Here is a 17,257-nt window from a genome sequence, read left to right as displayed (position 1 = left end):
TATGTCAAGGGTAGGTAAGGTTCTTCGCGTTGCATCGAATTAAACCACATGCTCCACCGCTTGTGCGGGCCCCCGTCAATTCATTTGAGTTTTAACCTTGCGGCCGTACTCCCCAGGCGGTCAACTTAACGCGTTAGCTCCGAAACCCACGCTCTAAGGCACAGACTTCAAGTTGACATCGTTTACAGCGTGGACTACCAGGGTATCTAATCCTGTTTGCTCCCCACGCTTTCGCACCTGAGCGTCAGTCTTTGTCCAGGGGGCCGCCTTCGCCACTGGTATTCCTTCCAATCTCTACGCATTTCACCGCTACACTGGAAATTCTACCCCCCTCTACAAGACTCTAGTTTGCCAGTTCCAAATGCAGTTCCCGAGTTGAGCTCGGGGCTTTCACATCTGGCTTAACAAACCGCCTGCGTGCGCTTTACGCCCAGTCATTCCGATTAACGCTTGCACCCTCCGTATTACCGCGGCTGCTGGCACGGAGTTAGCCGGTGCTTCTTCTGTGGTTAACGTCACAGTCAGCGAGTATTAATCGCTCACCTTTCCTCACCACTGAAAGTGCTTTACAACCCGAAGGCCTTCTTCACACACGCGGCATGGCTGCATCAGGGTTTCCCCCATTGTGCAATATTCCCCACTGCTGCCTCCCGTAGGAGTCTGGGCCGTGTCTCAGTCCCAGTGTGGCTGGTCATCCTCTCAAACCAGCTAGAGATCGTCGCCTTGGTGAGCCATTACCTCACCAACTAGCTAATCTCACTTGGGCTCATCCAATCGCGAAAGGTCCGAAGATCCCCTCCTTTCCCCCGTAGGGCGTATGCGGTATTAGCCATCGTTTCCAATGGTTATCCCCCACGACCGGGCAGATACCCAAGCCTTACTCACCCGTCCGCCGCTCGTCAGCAAAGTAGCAAGCTACCCTCTGTTACCGCTCGACTTGCATGTGTTAGGCCTGCCGCCAGCGTTCAATCTGAGCCATGATCAAACTCTTCAATTAAAGACTTGATGCTCAATGAATTACTGAAGTTTTGCTATTTCTAGTGCACTTCGACAAGACATTGAAAAACAATATTTTTTTGTTTCCCAACTACCTGCGAGTGCCCACACAGTTTGCTTGATATATTGTTAAAGAGCGTTGACCTTATTCAGATCAGGGATGCGTATTCTACGCATTCCGTGTTGTTCGTCAAGCGTTGAATCAAACTTTGTTTTGTTCGCTTCAAACCCTTGTGACCGTTGGCGTGTTGCCCCGTGTCAGTGGATGCGCATTATAGGGAACCGCGGATTTTGCGCAAGGGCTTTTTTGATAAAAACCAATCATCCGGTTGCTTTTTATTCGATGTGCTAAATATCACGTCAGATCGGCGATATTCCGTGCAAATTCGACCAGTGACGGATAGACGGCTTCGGCCAGCACTTCCCCTTCGGCGGTAATTTCCTTGCCGGTACGCACCAGGATCTTGTGACCGACACCCGCCGCTTCGGCGGCCTTCATGTCCGATACCTTGTCACCGACCATATAAGAGGAGGCCATATCGATGTTCAACTCTCTGGCGGCTTCCAGAAACATGCCCGGCGCCGGCTTGCGACAATCGCACACCTGGGTTTCGGAGCCGGTGCCTTCGGTAGGATGATGCGGACAGAAATAGATGCCATCCAGATCCACGCCCCGGTCGGCCAGGGACCAGTCCATCCATTCGGTCAGGCGGATAAAGTCCTTCTCGCTGAACAGGCCACGGGCGATGCCCGACTGATTGGTGACGACCACCAACTGATAGCCTTTCTGCTTCAGTTGTTTCATGGCGTCGATCACGCCGTCTATAAAGATAAAGTCGTCACTGTGGGACACATAGCCGCTGTCCTGATTGATGACACCGTCCCGATCCAGAAATATTGCCGCTGTAGTCACTAGAAGTTCCTATGGTTTAAGACGCAATGGTTTAAGACGCAGTTACAGTGGCAATAATATCACAGCCTTGGGGCGGTTGAGGCAGTCGTTGTCCGCGGTCTATCTCCTGCTGAAAATGACAGGCAACGCTGTGCTCCTCACCGATAAGCGCCGGCACTTCGGTAATGCAGCGATCTCCCACATAAGGGCATCGGGTACGAAAGTGACAGCCGGACGGCGGACTGGCCGGTGAGGGTGGCTCGCCATGCAGCACCGTCGGTACCTTGCGCCGGCGGGGATCCGGCTCCGGAATAGCCTCAAGCAGGGCGCGAGTATAGGGATGCAGAGGGCGACGATATAACTCTTCCGCCGGCGCCAGCTCGACGATACGCCCCAGATACATGACAGCGATATGATCCGAGATATGTTTTACCACCGACAGATCATGGGCGATAAACAGCATGGCCAGCTGGTATTCCTGTTGCAGCGACAGCAACAGATTCAGGATCTGGGACTGTACCGATACATCCAGTGCCGATACCGCCTCATCACAGACCAGCAGCCGTGGCTTGAGCGCCATGGCCCGGGCGATGCCGATGCGTTGCCGCTGACCGCCGGAAAATTCGTGGGGGTACCGCTCCAGCGCCGAAGCCGGCAAGCCTACCCGCTCCAGCAGCTCGACCGCCCATTGTTTTCGTTCCGCCGCCGTGCCCAGTCCGTGGATCACGAAAGGCTCCTGCAATATGGTGCCTATGGTATGGCGGCCATTCAGCGACTCCTGAGGATCCTGAAACACCAGTTGCATTTGTTGGCGCAAAGGCCGCATTTGTGACCGGCTGTAATCGGTGATGTCCTGCCCCTCGAACAGGATACGGCCGCCACTTGGCTCATGCAGTTTGAGCAGGGCTCGAGCCAGGGTCGACTTGCCGCAGCCGGATTCTCCCACCAGCCCCAGGGTTTTGCCCGCTTCCAGCTCGAAGCTGACCCCATCGACGGCGTACAGGGTTTTACCACGGCGCAACAGGCCTCCGCCCAGGGTAAAGTGCTGTTGTAGCTGCTCTATTTTTAACAGCGGGCTCGAAGTTGCGTTCGATCGCGGGCTCATGACTGCTTTCGGTAGTTCACTCATCGCCGTAACTCCCGCCAGTGATGACACCAGACATGATGCGCCTCTTCTACCCGCTCCACAGCCGGTTGCCGCTGGCAACGCTCGGTCATATAGGGGCAGCGGTTGGCGAAACGGCAGCCGGCCTGCTGTTCTTCAAGCGACGGCACCTGGCCCCTGATGGTCGCCAGTTCCGTTTTGCCGGGTTGATCGAGACGAGGAATGGCCGACAGCAGCCCCTGGGTATAAGGATGCACCGGCCGTTCGAACAGGGTAAATACATCGGCCTGCTCGGCGCTGCGGCCCGCATACATCACCAGCACCTGATCGCAGACTTGAGCCACCACCCCCAGATCGTGAGTAATAAAGAGTACCGCCATGCCGGTGCGCTGCTGCAACTCCCGGATCAGATGCAGTATCTGCGCCTGAATGGTCACGTCCAGCGCCGTGGTCGGTTCGTCACAAATCAGCAAGTCCGGCTCGCAGGCCAGCGCCATGGCGATCATCACCCGCTGTCGCATGCCGCCGGATAACTGATGGGGATAGGCTTTCAGTCGTGCTTCGGCTTCCGGTATCCCTACCTGGCGCAGCATCTCGGCGGCGGCCTGCTGCTGTTGGCGCTTACTCAATTCGGGCTTATGGAGCCGATAGACCTCCATCAGCTGACGCCCCACCGTATGCACCGGGTTCAGCGCCGTCATCGGCTCCTGAAAGATCATCGCAATCTTGTTGCCACGTACCCGATAGCGTTGCTCGGCGGTCAGGGTAAGCAGATCCTGCCCCTGAAACAACGCCCGACCCGCCACCACCTCACCCGCCGGCCTGGGCAGCAGCCCCAGCAGGCTCAGCGCGGTGACACTCTTGCCACAACCCGACTCTCCTACCAGCCCTAAGGTCTGGCCCGACGCCAGCGAAAAGCTGACATCATCCACCACCCGAAAACAACCGGCTTCGGTGGTAAAACTGACGGCCAGGCTCTCGACGTTCAGCAACGGCTCCATCACTGATCCTTCTGCCGCCAGGTTTCCACCACCTCAAGCACCGGCTCAAAGGTCCGGTCGTCAGCCTTGATTTCCGCCTTCAGCTGCTGATCGATCCAGAACAGGCCGCCGGTGCTGTGCGGTGCCCCCTCCATCGGCCAGAACAACGAAGGTGAATGGCGCGTGCCTTTGGCCTCGGGCAAGCGAACATAACGCCAGTAAGCTTCGCGGGTATAAGGCACCTGATAACCGGGAATAAAGATCGCCAGCTCGTGTACTCGCTGCTGGATCTGGCGGGAGATGCCGGCCTTGGCATCCAGATCCATGGTCACCCGGTATTGCTCGATCAATGCATCCAGTTTGGCGTCGCTGATATTGAACAGATTATTGGTCTGCGGTTTATCCGCATTCAGAGAATGAAAGAACTCCCAGTACTGGGGATAGAGGCCGCTGCCACCCCAGCCCAGCCAGGCCGCCTCGTGCTTTTTCTCCAGCATCACCTTGAAGCCGGTCGCGCCGTCCACCAGGTTCAGCTGTAAATCGAGCCCCGCCTTGCGCGCTTCTTCCCGCAAAATCGCCAGCCGTGAGGTATGCTCCTGCGTGGTGTAAGTGACAGCAAGGCTGAGGCTGTCGCCGGCGGCATTGCGCAGTATGCCGCCCGGCCCCTGTCGGTCATAACCCGCTTCGGCAAACAAGACACGCGCCCGCTCGATATCAAACTCCCGGGCCCGAATATCGGGATCGATGAAGTCGCCGTAGCCGGAACCAAAGGTGTTCATCCGCTCATAGTCGCCGCGCAATATGGTATCCAGCATGCGCTGCATGTTGATGGCATGGGCAATACCCTGGCGCACCCGAACATCCCGCAACCTCGGGTGGGCGGTATTGAGATGAAAGCCCTGGGCACCGCGCGGTATATCGTTGTAGAACCAGATGCGGTTGATCAGCCCCTTGCGGTATTCGGGGGTATCGGTTTTGTCGTGCCACCATTCCGGCAGGATCAGGCCGAAGGTATCGATGTCACCGCGCAGAAAGTGCCGATAGGCGATGTTCATGTCGCGCACCACATTCAGGCGAATCCGGTCCACGTTGAAACGATGCCGGTAATAGGTGAGCTCATTGCCCCACCAATCATTCAAGCGTTTGAAGGTGATGGAACGACCCCGTTTGACCTCATCGAATACATAGGCGCCGGTCACCGGCGCCTGGGCCCAGTTATAGCGACGGACCCAGTCATCGGTCAGCTCATAGAAATGTTGGGGCTGGGGGGCGAGACCCACCGCGTTCAGCAGTTCGCGCCGGCTCTTGGGGCTGCCGGCGGTAACCGAGATGGTGTGATCGTCATATCGGGTGATATCGACAATTTCCTCGGTGTAATAGTTGTTGTACCAGGGGGCGCGAATCACCTCGGAGCGCATCATTTCCAGCGCAAACAGAAAGTCGTCGGCGGTGACCGGCTCGCCATCGGACCAGCGCGCGGCGGGATTGAGCTTGAAATACATGGTTCTGTTGTCGTCACCAAAGGACCAGTGGGTTGCCAGTGCCGGTATCGGCCGCTCGGTTTGTGGATGCAGCGCATAGAGGCCGAGCTGGTTTTCCAGAATAAAGGAGCGAAACGCCGTATTGGAGTCCGGCCCCACGGTGCGAAAGGTCAGCGGAAAGCTCTGCAGACTGCTGGTGAACTCCCCGCCCCGCGTCGCCTCGGTCGAGGCGAAGATCGGATCCTCGTTGTTGGTCAGCCATTCCATCTTATCCGGTAGCTCGGCGGCGCTTACGCCAAAGGCCAGCAGCCAGGTACTCAGTATCGTTATCCATTTTTTCATCGCATTCCCTGCCTATTCATAACGAGAGAAATGTTTGGGGTCGAAGGCTTCTCGAATCGCCTCGCCGATAAAAGACACCGTAATCAACACCATCGATACCGCCGTTACTACCGACGACACAATCCAGGGTGAATCCAGATGATTGACCCCCTGACGCAACAGCTCACCCCAGCTGGGGGTTGGTGGCGGCAGGCCGAAGCCAAGATAGTCCAGCGCCGTCAGTAACGAGATATTGGCCACCACGGTAAAGGGCGCCAGCGTTACTATCATTACCAGGGTATTGGGCAGAATATGATGCACGATAATACGCCCCAACCCCGCCCCCTGCGCCCGGGCCGCCAGCACGTAATCCCGCACCTTCTCCCGATAGGTCAGGGTACGCATATACCAGGTGATGCCCATCCAGCCGAACAGCACGTTGATGCCGACAAACAGCATGAAGTTCGGCTGGGTCAGCGACACCAGTATCATGATGACGTACAAAAACGGCACCTGAGACCAGATCTCGATAAAACGCTGAAACAACAGGTCGAACTTGCCACCGACGAAGCCCATCACGCAGCCCAGCAAGACGCCGATGGCATAACTGGCCGTCAGTGCGATAAAGGCAAACCCCACGGCAGTACGAAAGCCGTACACCAGCCGGGCCAGAATATCCCGGCCCGAATTATCGGTGCCCAGGTAGTGCCGCTGCTCCAGACTGGGGGCGGTGGGCGGATAACTGCCGCTGCTGTAGTCCTGCTCATAAGGACTCCAGGGCACCGGAGGCAACAACACCCAGTTGCCGGACTGCCCGGCCCCGGCTTGTTCGGCAGCTTGTTCGGCAAATAAGGTTTTCAGCTCCCGGTAATTGGTTTCGTACTGATAACCGAGACCGAAGGTGTCGCCGGTGATCACGGCACCATAGGTGGGAAAATAGAGCTGGCCTTCGTATTTGACCAACAGCGCCCGGTTGCTGGCCCACAGCTCGGCCGCCAGCGCCAGCACCACCATCAGCATGAACAGACAGAAGGCGTAGTAGCCGCGGCGAATGCTGCGAAAGCGGCGCAGTTTCTTGTGGGTAAGGTCGGAAAACAGTCTAGCCATCGAAACGCACCCTCGGATCCACCATCGCCACGCAGATATCCGACAGTATATTGCCCACCAGCATCAGCAGTGAGGTCACCGCCAGTATGCCCATCACCACCGGATAATCCCGTTCGACGATGGCCTCGTAGCCCAGCAGCCCCAGGCCGTCGATATTGAAAATCACCTCGATCAGAAAAGATCCGGCAAAAAACACCGAAATCACGTTGCCGAAATGGCTGGCAATGGGAATCATGCTGTTGCGCAGGGCATGCCCGGTCACCGCCTTGTGAAACGGCAATCCCTTGGCCACGGCGGTACGCACATAATCCGCCGACAGGTTTTCCATCAGGCTGTTTTTCATGGTCATGGTCAACACCGCAAAATCGCCGATGGCGTAGGCGATCAGCGGCAACAGCGCATGGTGAAACAGGTTGAACGTCTTGGGCCAGAAGCCTTCCAGATAATAGAAGTCGTCACCGACGAAGCCGCCCATCGGAAACCAGCCGAGCTGAAAGGAGAACACGGTAAGCAGGAAGATGCCCACCACATAGGCCGGCAGCGCATAGCCGGCATAGATCAACATGGAGCTGATGCTGTCGAAACGGCTGTTGTGTTTCAGTGCCTTGAGGATACCGAGCGGAATGGACACCAGATAACTGAGTAAAAAGGTACAAATGCCGAAGAAAGCCGAGATGGGGAGTCGTTCCTGAATCAGCTCCCACACCGGCAGGTAGTAGCGGGTCGACTCGCCCAGATCCAATCGCACCAGCTTGCCCAGCCACTCCCAATAGGCTTCGAACACCGGCTTGTCGAGGCCGTAGAAGGCTTTCAGCTCGTCAATCTGCTCGGCCGACAGCACCTGGCTGCCGCGGGAACTCTGGCTGAACTCGCTGCTTTGCAGCTGGCTTTCCATCAGCATGCGTTCCACCGGGCCGCCCGGCACGAAACGGGTAATGGCAAACACCACCAGGGTGATGCCCAGAAAGGTAGGTAACAGCAGTAACAACCGACGCAGAAAATACTGGCCCATGGTTTTCCCTTAAGTTCGTTCCCTGAACACGGTCCGGCCGGGTCCTTCCCCTCACCCTATCCCATGAACCGGCGAGTTAGCAAGGCTGGATCCCATCCCCGGCATCGATGCCGGCCGAGGGGAAATTTACATTGACTTGGACGTCCAGACGGCCTAGCATCCACTGCCATTAGCCATGCTTGCATGACTTGTCTCTACACTCATCTGTTAAAGCAGTTAATAACCATACCGGAAAGGCTCATCCTCCGATGATCAAGCTAACCAATATCAGTAAACGCTACGGTGAAGGTGACGCCGCCGTTCATGCCGTCAGAAACATCGATCTCGACGTTGCCGCCGGTCAGATCATGGGCGTCATCGGGGAATCCGGTGCCGGCAAAAGCACCCTGATCCGCTGCGTCAACATGCTGGAACGCCCCACCGAGGGCGGCGTCTTCGTCGATGGTCAGGATCTGACCCAACTCGACAACGGCGAACTGCCCCGCGCCCGTCGTAACATCGGCATGATTTTTCAGCATTTCAACCTGCTGGCCTCACGTACCGTGTTCGCCAATATCGCCCTGCCGCTGGAACTGGCGGGCATGGACAAGGCCGCCATCAAGCAGCGCGTGAACGAGCTGCTGGAACTGGTGGGCCTGTCACACCGTGCCAACGCCTACCCGAAAGAGCTGTCCGGCGGTCAGAAACAGCGCGTCGCCATCGCCCGCGCCCTGGCGCCCAAGCCCAAGGTGCTGCTGTGCGACGAGGCCACTTCGGCACTGGATCCGCAGACCACCCAGTCCATTCTCGGCCTGCTGAAAGACATCAACCGCACTCTTGGGCTGACCATATTGCTGATCACCCACGAGATGCATGTGGTCAAGAGTATCTGCGACCGGGTGGCCATTATCAATGATGGCGAACTGGTCGAGCAGGGCGATGTGGCCTGGTTCTTCGCCAACGCCAAGACCGAGCTGGCTCGGCGCTTCATTTCCTCCACCATCAATCTGGACATTCCACAGGAATACCAGCAACGGCTGTCGGCTGAACCGCTCACCGGCGCCCTGCCACTGGTGCGACTCGGCTTTACCGGCGAAACCGTGGATACCCCGCTGATCTCCATTCTAAGCCGGGATCTGGGCGTCGACGTCACTATTCTCAGCGCCGATATCGAATACGCCGGTGGTGTCAAATTCGGCTTCATGCTGGCCGAGCTGGACGGTCAACCGGAACAGACTCAGGCCGCACAAGCCTATCTTCAGGAACATAAAATTCAGGTGGAGTTACTCGGTTATGTCCGACGCCATGATTAATCTGCTGTTATCAGCCCTGTGGGAAACCATGATCATGACCTTTGGCTCGGGCGCCATCGCCTGCGCCCTGGGTATTCCGCTGGGGATAGCGCTGCACGTCAGCAAACCCGGTCAGATCTGGGAACACGCCGCCTTTAACAAGATACTGGGTACCGTGGTCAATATCGGCCGCTCCATTCCCTTTATCATACTGCTGGTGGCCATTATTCCCTTTACCCGACTGGTAGTGGGCACCAGTATCGGCACCGTCGCCGCCGTGGTGCCGCTGACCGTGGCTGCCATTCCGTTTGTGGCCCGATTGATGGAAGGCGCCCTGATGGAAATTCCGGCCGGACTGGTAGAAGCGGCTCAGGCCATGGGCGCCCGCCGTCTGCAGATAGTCACCAAGGTATTGCTGCCCGAGGCCCTGCCCGGCATGCTCAATGGCATTATCATCACCCTGGTAACGCTGGTGAACTACTCCGCCATGGCCGGAGCCATCGGTGGTGGCGGCCTGGGTGATGTGGGAATTCGTTACGGTTATCAGCGCTTCGATCCCCAGATCATGCTGATTACCGTGGTGATGCTGGTGGTACTGGTACAAATCATTCAAAGCGCCGGCGAACGCCTGGTCGCTCGTGTAGATCATCGTTGATTAAAAAGGAGTTACCCGATGAAGTCAGGTTTTAAATCGTTTGCGACCCTGAGTGTACTGGCCTCGGCCCTGGCCCTGAGCGGCTGTGGTGAGCAGGCGAAAGACACCGCCGAAGAAACCGCCGCCAAGCCCCTGCGTCTGGGCGTAATCGCCGGTGCCGAAGAGCAGGTGGCAGAAGTCGCCGTCAAGGTGGCCAAAGAACAGTACAACCTGGATGTGGAGCTGGTGTCATTCAGCGACTACGTCACGCCCAACGTGGCCCTGAGCGATGGCAGCCTGGATCTCAACGCCTTCCAGCACCAGCCCTACCTCGACAAGCAGATTGCCGATCGTGGTTACGATCTGGTCGCCGTGGGCAGTACCTTCGTCTACCCCATTGCCGCCTACTCCAAGGTGATCAAGTCACTGGACGAGCTGGAAGACGGCGCCAAGGTTGCGGTACCCAACGACCCCACCAACCTGGGCCGTACCCTGCTGTTGCTGGAACAACAGGGTCTGATCGAGGTAGATGATGCCGTGGGTCTGGAAGCCACCACCCTCGACATCACCGCCAACCCGAAAGAGCTGAACATCATCGAGCTGGAAGCGCCTCAGCTGCCTCGTTCGCTGGATGACGTGGCCTTTTCGGTGATCAACACCACCTATGCCTCGCAAATCGATCTGCTGCCCGGCCGGGACAGCCTGTTTGTGGAAGACAAGGAATCACCCTATGTGAATCTGATTGTCGCGCGTAAAGACAACCAAAACGACGAGCGCGTGCAGACCTTCATCAAGGCCTACCAGAGCGAAGAAGTCTATCAGGCCGCCCTGGAGCTGTTTAAAGGCGGCGTGGTCAAAGGCTGGTAACACCGGCTTGCAAACTGTTCAAGGTCACGGCTTGCCGTGGCCTTTTTTTTTTGTGCTGTCATAATAACGGGTCAAACCAAGCCGCAGGGATCTAGTATGCAGAAGTGGTATCTGGCGCATTGCCGCCCCCGGGAAGAAGAAAGGGCGCTGATGAACCTGAACAATCAGGATATAGAGGCTTTTTACCCTTACGCCGAGGTCAAGAAACTGCGCCGGCGCAAAGTCGTGGTGCTGACCGAAGCCCTGTTTCCCGGTTATATCTTCGTGCGAGCCGATCTGGAAATCACCAGCTCCACCACTATTGGCTCTACCCGTGGCGTGCGTAATCTGGTGCGCTTTGGCGGCGGCCCCTGCGAGGTACCCGCCGAGCTGGTTTATGATCTGATGTGTCATTGCGACAGCGATGAGCTGAGAGAGCAACTGAGTGACATTCCCCGTTGTGGTGACAAGGTGCGTATCACGGAGGGCCCTTTTGCCGGGCTGGAGGCGATTTACCAGGAAGCCGACGGCGAGACCCGTGCCATTCTGCTGCTGACCATGCTGCAAAAGGCAACCCCGACCAGCTTCGCCAACGACGAGTTTTCGCGGCTGTAAAAAGTGAATGGTGAGGAGCCAAACACCGGACCTTCAAACATGGGTTTACTCCTTACTCTTCACCCCTTTCCCCTCACTCTTCACAGCTTGATTACCGGTGCTGCAGCACCATCACCTTGTGATGTTGCAGCGGCCGATAACGGTCGTAGCGCGGTTTTTCCATCAGGCTTTGCCACCACTGCCCCGGCGCCATTCCCAGCGGCAAATCTATGCCCAATCGAAACCGGGACTCGAATTTTTGCTTGCTGTTGCTCAACAGCGAACTCTGCAGCCGAAATATCCGCCAGGGCGCATAATTGAGCGACCACTGCCGGGATAATGCCGCCTGGTATTTGTCACCGCTGCCGTACAGGCTGAGTTGCCGTCCCTGCCATTGATAATACCGCCCCGACACACTCAGCCCCGGCACGAATCCCAGCCGCCCCTCGCCGAACCACTGCCGTCCGGATGCCGGCCGTTCCAGCCGGCCTCCTTGCTGCTGCCAGCCGGACAGGGCGCGGTATTGCCCCGCTCCCAGGGTCCAGTCTCTGTGGTTCAAGAACATCAACAGGCCACCACGGCGATGATCCCAGGCGGCCTGATAATCCATCACCGGCTCGAGGTGGCCGCTAATCTCGTTGGTCAGCGGCTGTTCGAAGTGCAACCCGGCCTGGTAGGTCAGTCGTTCATCCCGGTAGTCCAGCCCCAGTTCGCCCTGCCAGTCCTCCATGACCGGCAAGGCCATGCGACTGTTGAGCAATGGCTCCTTATCAAACAGCGGCAGCTGATAATCCCAGCTCCACTGCTCGGGGTTGAGCCAGGGCAGCTCGCTGAGCTGGCGCGAACCAAATGACAAGGTACTGTCGGCCAGAGTGGTCCCCTGTTGCTCCACAAACTGGTCCAGCTGATCAGTCGCCGCCGCCCGCGCCGCGGTGGCAATGGTGAGCAGCACACGGTCGGTTTTGGGTGCCCGGGCCGGATCGGGTGGTCCCAGCCGGGGCAGTTGGCTCGGGAGATGCGTGGCCACCGGCATTCGAGGGCGGGGCGCCGGCGGTTGAATGGTCAGGGCCGGGGGCAAGGGTGGCCGATCCGGCACCCAGATCCAATCCCCCGTCGTCAACGGCGTCATGAAGCGTTCGCGATTGAAGTTCAGCCGCAGTTGCCGCTCGGTCAGTTGAAAGCGCGCCGCCAGCGAGCGCCAGCTTTCACCGGGCAACACCTGGTGCATCACCATCAAGGGGCCCGAGGCCGGCGATGGCACGCTGAAACAGAGCGACATCAATAACAGGAAATAACGCACACAGAAGGCTCCGGCTGTACCTGACGGGCAAGGGGCTATCGCGCCAAAGCGCGCGGCGACAGCAACAATATCAAACCCGGGCTATCGAACCCTGATTATTAAACTATGGTGATCACGCTCTGCTTATTCAACCAGGATTCGCCTTCAACCGGGCTCAAAGCTCTCATACCAATCTGTAAAACTAACTGATCTGTTTGGCTGCCCCGAAAAGGTCGAACGAAGGGTCGACTCCACCGACACGCTGAACCGCATCCCTGCGACGCTCAGCACATGACATCCTGTCATGTGATGGTCGGTAGAGTTGAACCCTTCATCCGCCCCTCTGCTGCGGCGTCGCCTGTGGGAGTGCCCTGCAGACAACTCGGTGCTTAAGGAGAGGCAACAGAGATCGGCTCACACGACCGTGAAATGCCAGGGATGGCATTTTTCGAGCCCCCATGGATGGGTTTACGGCGTGTCGCGGGAGGTGACTCTGTTTCCTCGAGTATTCAGTTTTAAACTAGATCATATTTTTACTTAGATTGGTATCAGCCCTGAAAGCCGCACAAGAGGCGATATTCTTCCAGCACATAGGTGTCGGTCATGCCACTGACGAAATCCAGCAGCAGCCGAACCCGAAAGTACCACTCCCGCTCCCGCTCGCTTTCAAAGAAAGCGGCGCTGCGGCTGTCGCGCCGGTAGGCGGCCAGATGACGTGGCGGCAGGCGATGATAGAGCCGGCGCAACACCAGCCCCTCGGCATCCTGTCGGCTGTCCAGGCTGGTGAACTCCTGCTCCGGCAGCGCCAGCAAGGGCGCAAAGGCTTCCAGCACACCTTTGAGCGCGGCAAAACCCGACAACTCCAGCGCCTCTACCTCACGGCGGTTGAATACCTGCCGGTGGGCGAAATCCTTCAACCACTGCAACGCCTCGGCCGGCGCCTGCTCTACCGCCAACAGGGGAGTATCGTGGCTGCCCTCGAGAATCGCCTGCTGATGCAGCAGATACTGCTCGCTGACCAGCACCAGCAGGTCATCGTTGATGGCCTGGCGAAAGCGGCTGAAAAAGCCCGGCTCATCGGCCTTCGCCTGCTGCCAGCAGTTTTTCAGATACTCATTGCCATCCCCCAGCAAGGCCAGTTCCAGCTCCGCCAGACTCAGCACGCCCCGGTCGACCGCGTCTTCCAGATCCGCCACCCCATAAGCCATGTCGTCGGCGGCTTCCATCAGAAAGGTCAGCGGATAACGCCCCCGGGTGGTGATGGGAAAGCGTGCCCTTATCTGCTGCACCAGCGGCCGTTCGCTGAAGTAATGCCCCGGTTTCTGCTGCCAGCGACCGCCGGTCTGGCGCTGGTAGGCGCCGCGCACGTACTTTTGCAGCGCCGCCAGCTGACTCAACGTCAGGTTCAGCCCCTGCAGGCTGTGCAGCAGCCGCAGGCTCTGGGCGTTGCCTTCAAACTGCTGCAAATCCGTCATCAACATGGGCCACTGACGCGAGCCCTTGCCAATGGCCTGGCGGAACAGCGGCGGCAGCCGGGTGCGCAACCAGTCAATCATCACCACCTCGCCGAAGTGGCCGAACGGCGGATTGCCGACGTCGTGCAGCAGGCAGGCCATTTCCACCAGGCTGACGAAGGCTTCCTTGTCGACCTCCTGACCAATTTCGGCCAGCACCTTCAGCGCAAGCTGGCGGCCGGTTTCCTTCACCTCCAGCGAGTGGGTCAGTCGGCTGCGTACCGAGGCCTTGACGTCGAGCGGAAACACCTGGGTCTTTTGCTGCAGCCGTCGCACCGGCGAACACTGCACGATGCGGCTGCGATCCGCCTCTATGGCGGCCAATGCCGACGCAGGCTCCGCCTCCTCACTGGCGGAAGGCAGCTGACGCTCACTCAGGATAAGCGCCTGATAATCACTCATACCCGGCGCTCCAGCCACCGGCGCAGTATCACCAGATCCGCCGGTAACAGGGCGTTCAGCTCATTCACCCGGGTATCCAGCTGTTGCCACCAGTCGGGCAGATCCGGACTCTGGATTTGCTGCGCCAGCTGCTGCACCCGCTTCAATCCGACCGAGCCGGCTGCGCCCTTGATCTTGTGCGCTTCGTCGACAATGCCGTCTTTATCCTTCTCGGCCATAAAGTCATTGAGCCTGTTCAGATAATCACCGGCCATCTGGTCGAGCATGTCGACGCTGGATAACAGAATACCGGCACCTACCGTATCCACATAATCGGTCAGAAACACCGTATCCAGTATTTCCTGCTGCTCGGCGTGAGCGTCGACCTCGGTATCGTTTTCCGTGGCGGGCATGGCAGTTACCGGCGCCGGTCGGGATTTGGATTGGAGCTGTGGCTGGTGCTGTGGCTGGGGTCGATGAGCAAAGAAGCGGGCCAGCACCCCCTTGATGGCCTTGGACGACAGCGGCTTGCTGATGGCATCGTCCATACCCCGGGCCAGATATTCCTCTTTGTCTCTGATCAGATTGGCGGTCAGCGCCACCAGCGGCGGCAGGCTCTTCGACTGCTCCCGCGCCTCTTCCCGCAGACGGGCGGCAATATCGAAGCCGGTCATGTCCGGTAGCTGGATATCGAGGAACACCAGATCAAAGGACCGCTGTGCCAACCAGGCAAAGGCTTCGCCGCCATCGCGGGCGACGGTCACCTTGTGGCCCAGCTTTTCCAGCAGGGCGCAGGCGACGGTCACGTTCAGCTCCACATCTTCGACCAGCAACATCGACAGCGGCGGCAAGTGTGCGACCGCAGGATCGTCTACCGGAGCCTGGGTGCTGGGCACCGTGATGGTAATGCTGAAGCAGGAGCCTTCGCCGGGTTCGCTGTCCAGCTCTATGGTGCCGTGCATGGCATTCACCAATTGCTGCGACACCGCCAGGCCGATGCCGGTGCCGGTGGCGTGCTTGTTGCCCTCGATCTGAAAATAGAGCGCAAATATTTTCTGCTGCAGCTCGGTCGGAATGCCGATGCCGGTATCTTCGATATCGAAGCGCAGGGTCACTTCGCCCGGCGTCAGCTCGTCGGCCATGCAACGAATGGTCACGCCACCGTCATCGGTGAACTTGACCGCGTTGCCAACCAGGTTCCACAACACCTGCCGCAAGCGGGTACCGTCGGCCAGAATCCACTCGGGAATATCACCATCCCGATCGAAGTGCAGATACAAGCCTTTCTGCTCGGCCTGCAGCCGGGCAAGGCTTTCCAGATCATCCAGAAAGCCGGGGAAGTCCATCGGCTCCGGCGCCAGTTCCAGCCGGCTGCGGTCTACCTTGTCCAGATCGATGATATCGTTGAAGATATTGCCCAGGGTCACGGCGCTGAAGTGAATGGTCTTGAGGTGCTGTCGCTGTTCCTGATCCAGCTTGGTGGCCAGCAGAATGCGACTCAGGCCAACGATGCCGTTCAGTGGCGTACGCAGCTCATGACTGATGGTGGAGATAAAGGTGGTCTTGTCACGACTGGCTTTTTCCAGCACCTCCTGATAGCGCTTGCGCTCGGTAATGTCCCGGCCGAAGCCCAACAATCCCAGGCGCTTGTCGTTACGATCGAAGAAGGGCACCTTGCGCAACTCGAAACAGGCTCGGCGCCCATCCGGGTATTGCAGCCATTGCTCGTAAGTCTGACTCTCGTTGCGGGCGAACACTTCCTTGTCGGTTTCTACCACCTTCTCGGCCACATCTTCCGCATACACATCGTAAGGCGTCAGGCCGATCAGCTCTTTTTCCTGACGGCCAAGCAAATCTTCCATCGCTCGGTTACAGCCGGAGAATTCTTCCAGTTCGTTGCGGTAATACACCAGATCCGGTGAGGTATCGATGAAGGAGCGCAACAGGGCAGAGCGCTCCTGAGATTCCAGCTGTGCCTTCTCCCGCTGGTAGACTTCCGCCTCCAGATCGCCGATGGCCTGCTGGCGTGCGGTCTCTGCCTTGTGGGTTTCTTCTATCTGGCGATTAAGCAACTCTATTTTTTCCTGCAGCTCGTTGTTGAGCTCCAGATCCCGCTCCCGCATCTGCTGCAGCCGCTGCACCAGCCGGCTAAGGCGCTGGCGCGAGTCCTCCAGCTGATCCACCACCACCGACAGAAAGTACACCGCCCAGGGCGTGACCAGCAGGCCGAAGAAGACGGATCGCACCATATCGATGGATTCGACCGTTCCCCTGAGAAACAGCGTCACGCCCACCTGGATAAAGATGGCCAGCAGTATGATGCAGGCGGCCAGCAACATGCTGAAACGCACTATGCCCAGCTTGGTCATCAGATCAACATAGTATTGAGCCCATGTTTTTATGGGTTTCATCGGTTATTCCCGTCAACAACAGCATAAAAGCAGGATACCGGCTTAGCCGCGGGCTGTCATGCCGATGATGTACGAGCTTGTTGCCGTCAATATAGAGACACGCGGAACCTTTAATCCGCACGTAATTTTACATCAAACAGACTCTGTCTCGTTGGGTAAAACATCACAACTGAAATTTAATGCACTAAAAGTGAATTTATAATCCCATAATAACAAAGGAGTTTTGCAGGAAATGCCGTTATGCTCATTTTTCCGGCGGAACAAAATGAGATCTACCTCAAAGTTTACCTTTGCTATGTAGTAAAAAAACAACAAAAAACATTCAACTTTACATTATGCTGCTCAGTTTTAAATCACAAAATAAACAACTAACATTAAAATAAAAATTAAGATTTATAGCCAAACATCTGGGTTTTACATTGGAATATCCTAC

The 17,257-nt window shown here is 57.6% G+C and carries 13 protein-coding genes and 1 rRNA gene; 4 read left to right on the top strand and 10 right to left on the bottom strand.

Annotation, left to right across the window (positions count from 1 at the left end; all coding sequences use genetic code 11):
• The 7 genes from Q0753_RS11555 to Q0753_RS11525 all read right to left on the bottom strand — a co-directional run.
• Nucleotides 1–997, bottom strand: a 16S ribosomal RNA gene (locus Q0753_RS11555); the annotation flags it as partial.
• A 354-nt stretch (nucleotides 998–1,351) separates the two neighbouring features.
• Nucleotides 1,352–1,909, bottom strand: a complete 558-nt coding sequence (gmhB, locus tag Q0753_RS11550) for a D-glycero-beta-D-manno-heptose 1,7-bisphosphate 7-phosphatase (protein ID WP_298720867.1) — start codon at nucleotides 1,907–1,909, stop codon at nucleotides 1,352–1,354.
• A 31-nt stretch (nucleotides 1,910–1,940) separates the two neighbouring features.
• Nucleotides 1,941–3,017: an ABC transporter ATP-binding protein gene (locus Q0753_RS11545; RefSeq protein ID WP_298720864.1), complete on the bottom strand. Its 1,077-nt coding sequence runs from the start codon at nucleotides 3,015–3,017 to the stop codon at nucleotides 1,941–1,943.
• On the bottom strand, nucleotides 3,014–3,994 hold the full coding sequence (locus tag Q0753_RS11540) for an ABC transporter ATP-binding protein (RefSeq protein WP_298720861.1): 981 nt from the start codon (nucleotides 3,992–3,994) through the stop codon (nucleotides 3,014–3,016). The genes Q0753_RS11545 and Q0753_RS11540 overlap by 4 nt, the downstream gene beginning before the upstream one ends.
• Nucleotides 3,994–5,796 (bottom strand): extracellular solute-binding protein, encoded by a 1,803-nt coding sequence (locus Q0753_RS11535; RefSeq protein WP_298720858.1) that lies wholly within the window; start codon nucleotides 5,794–5,796, stop codon nucleotides 3,994–3,996. The genes Q0753_RS11540 and Q0753_RS11535 overlap by 1 nt, the downstream gene beginning before the upstream one ends.
• Nucleotides 5,797–5,808: 12 nt before the next feature.
• Nucleotides 5,809–6,882 carry an ABC transporter permease gene (locus Q0753_RS11530; protein ID WP_298720855.1) on the bottom strand — a complete coding sequence of 358 codons (1,074 nt, stop codon included), beginning with the start codon at nucleotides 6,880–6,882 and terminating at the stop codon, nucleotides 5,809–5,811.
• The gene (locus tag Q0753_RS11525) at nucleotides 6,875–7,894 is read right to left on the bottom strand and encodes an ABC transporter permease subunit (RefSeq protein ID WP_298720852.1); all 1,020 of its coding nucleotides are present in this window, start codon (nucleotides 7,892–7,894) and stop codon (nucleotides 6,875–6,877) included. Before Q0753_RS11525 ends, Q0753_RS11530 begins: the two co-directional genes overlap by 8 nt.
• Nucleotides 7,895–8,142: 248 nt before the next feature.
• On the opposite strand from Q0753_RS11525, the gene metN reads away from it, so the two are divergent.
• The 4 genes from metN to rfaH all read left to right on the top strand — a co-directional run bounded on the left by metN (nucleotide 8,143) and on the right by rfaH (nucleotide 11,260).
• The gene (metN, locus tag Q0753_RS11520) at nucleotides 8,143–9,186 is read left to right on the top strand and encodes a methionine ABC transporter ATP-binding protein MetN (protein ID WP_298720849.1); all 1,044 of its coding nucleotides are present in this window, start codon (nucleotides 8,143–8,145) and stop codon (nucleotides 9,184–9,186) included.
• Nucleotides 9,167–9,820 (top strand): methionine ABC transporter permease, encoded by a 654-nt coding sequence (locus Q0753_RS11515; protein ID WP_298720846.1) that lies wholly within the window; start codon nucleotides 9,167–9,169, stop codon nucleotides 9,818–9,820. Before metN ends, Q0753_RS11515 begins: the two co-directional genes overlap by 20 nt.
• An 18-nt stretch (nucleotides 9,821–9,838) precedes the next feature.
• Nucleotides 9,839–10,666, top strand: coding sequence for a methionine ABC transporter substrate-binding lipoprotein MetQ (gene metQ, locus Q0753_RS11510; protein ID WP_298720843.1), 828 nt, complete (start codon nucleotides 9,839–9,841; stop codon nucleotides 10,664–10,666).
• Between the two features lie 96 nt (nucleotides 10,667–10,762).
• The gene (gene rfaH, locus Q0753_RS11505; RefSeq protein ID WP_298720840.1) at nucleotides 10,763–11,260 is read left to right on the top strand and encodes a transcription/translation regulatory transformer protein RfaH; all 498 of its coding nucleotides are present in this window, start codon (nucleotides 10,763–10,765) and stop codon (nucleotides 11,258–11,260) included.
• Between the two features lie 91 nt (nucleotides 11,261–11,351).
• Here rfaH and Q0753_RS11500 read toward each other — a convergent pair whose 3' ends face one another.
• From Q0753_RS11500 to arcB, 3 genes are all read right to left on the bottom strand, one after another.
• The gene (locus Q0753_RS11500) at nucleotides 11,352–12,539 is read right to left on the bottom strand and encodes an inverse autotransporter beta domain-containing protein (protein WP_298720837.1); all 1,188 of its coding nucleotides are present in this window, start codon (nucleotides 12,537–12,539) and stop codon (nucleotides 11,352–11,354) included.
• Between the two features lie 527 nt (nucleotides 12,540–13,066).
• Complete coding sequence (dgt, locus tag Q0753_RS11495) at nucleotides 13,067–14,434, bottom strand: dGTPase (protein WP_298720835.1); 1,368 nt, start codon at nucleotides 14,432–14,434, stop codon at nucleotides 13,067–13,069.
• The gene (gene arcB / locus Q0753_RS11490; RefSeq protein ID WP_298720831.1) at nucleotides 14,431–16,824 is read right to left on the bottom strand and encodes an aerobic respiration two-component sensor histidine kinase ArcB; all 2,394 of its coding nucleotides are present in this window, start codon (nucleotides 16,822–16,824) and stop codon (nucleotides 14,431–14,433) included. The genes dgt and arcB overlap by 4 nt, the downstream gene beginning before the upstream one ends.
• Nucleotides 16,825–17,257 lie beyond the last annotated feature (433 nt).

The sequence above is a fragment of the uncultured Oceanisphaera sp. genome (assembly GCF_947495715.1).
In the GTDB taxonomy this organism is placed as follows: Bacteria; Pseudomonadota; Gammaproteobacteria; order Enterobacterales; family Aeromonadaceae; genus Oceanimonas; species Oceanimonas sediminis.
This window is presented reverse-complemented; position numbering and strand designations above follow the sequence as displayed.

What these genes read in the sequence shown, in the direction of transcription:
- metQ (WP_298720843.1), top strand. Translation starts at nt 9,839, where the DNA reads ATGAAGTCAGGTTTTAAATCGTTTGCGACCCTGAGTGTACTGGCCTCG.
- Q0753_RS11545 (WP_298720864.1), bottom strand. Translation starts at nt 3,017, where the DNA reads ATGAGTGAACTACCGAAAGCAGTCATGAGCCCGCGATCGAACGCAACT.
- Q0753_RS11515 (WP_298720846.1), top strand. Translation starts at nt 9,167, where the DNA reads ATGTCCGACGCCATGATTAATCTGCTGTTATCAGCCCTGTGGGAAACC.
- Q0753_RS11535 (WP_298720858.1), bottom strand. Translation starts at nt 5,796, where the DNA reads ATGAAAAAATGGATAACGATACTGAGTACCTGGCTGCTGGCCTTTGGC.
- Q0753_RS11540 (WP_298720861.1), bottom strand. Translation starts at nt 3,994, where the DNA reads ATGGAGCCGTTGCTGAACGTCGAGAGCCTGGCCGTCAGTTTTACCACC.
- rfaH (WP_298720840.1), top strand. Translation starts at nt 10,763, where the DNA reads ATGCAGAAGTGGTATCTGGCGCATTGCCGCCCCCGGGAAGAAGAAAGG.
- dgt (WP_298720835.1), bottom strand. Translation starts at nt 14,434, where the DNA reads ATGAGTGATTATCAGGCGCTTATCCTGAGTGAGCGTCAGCTGCCTTCC.
- arcB (WP_298720831.1), bottom strand. Translation starts at nt 16,824, where the DNA reads ATGAAACCCATAAAAACATGGGCTCAATACTATGTTGATCTGATGACC.
- Q0753_RS11525 (WP_298720852.1), bottom strand. Translation starts at nt 7,894, where the DNA reads ATGGGCCAGTATTTTCTGCGTCGGTTGTTACTGCTGTTACCTACCTTT.
- Q0753_RS11530 (WP_298720855.1), bottom strand. Translation starts at nt 6,882, where the DNA reads ATGGCTAGACTGTTTTCCGACCTTACCCACAAGAAACTGCGCCGCTTT.
- metN (WP_298720849.1), top strand. Translation starts at nt 8,143, where the DNA reads ATGATCAAGCTAACCAATATCAGTAAACGCTACGGTGAAGGTGACGCC.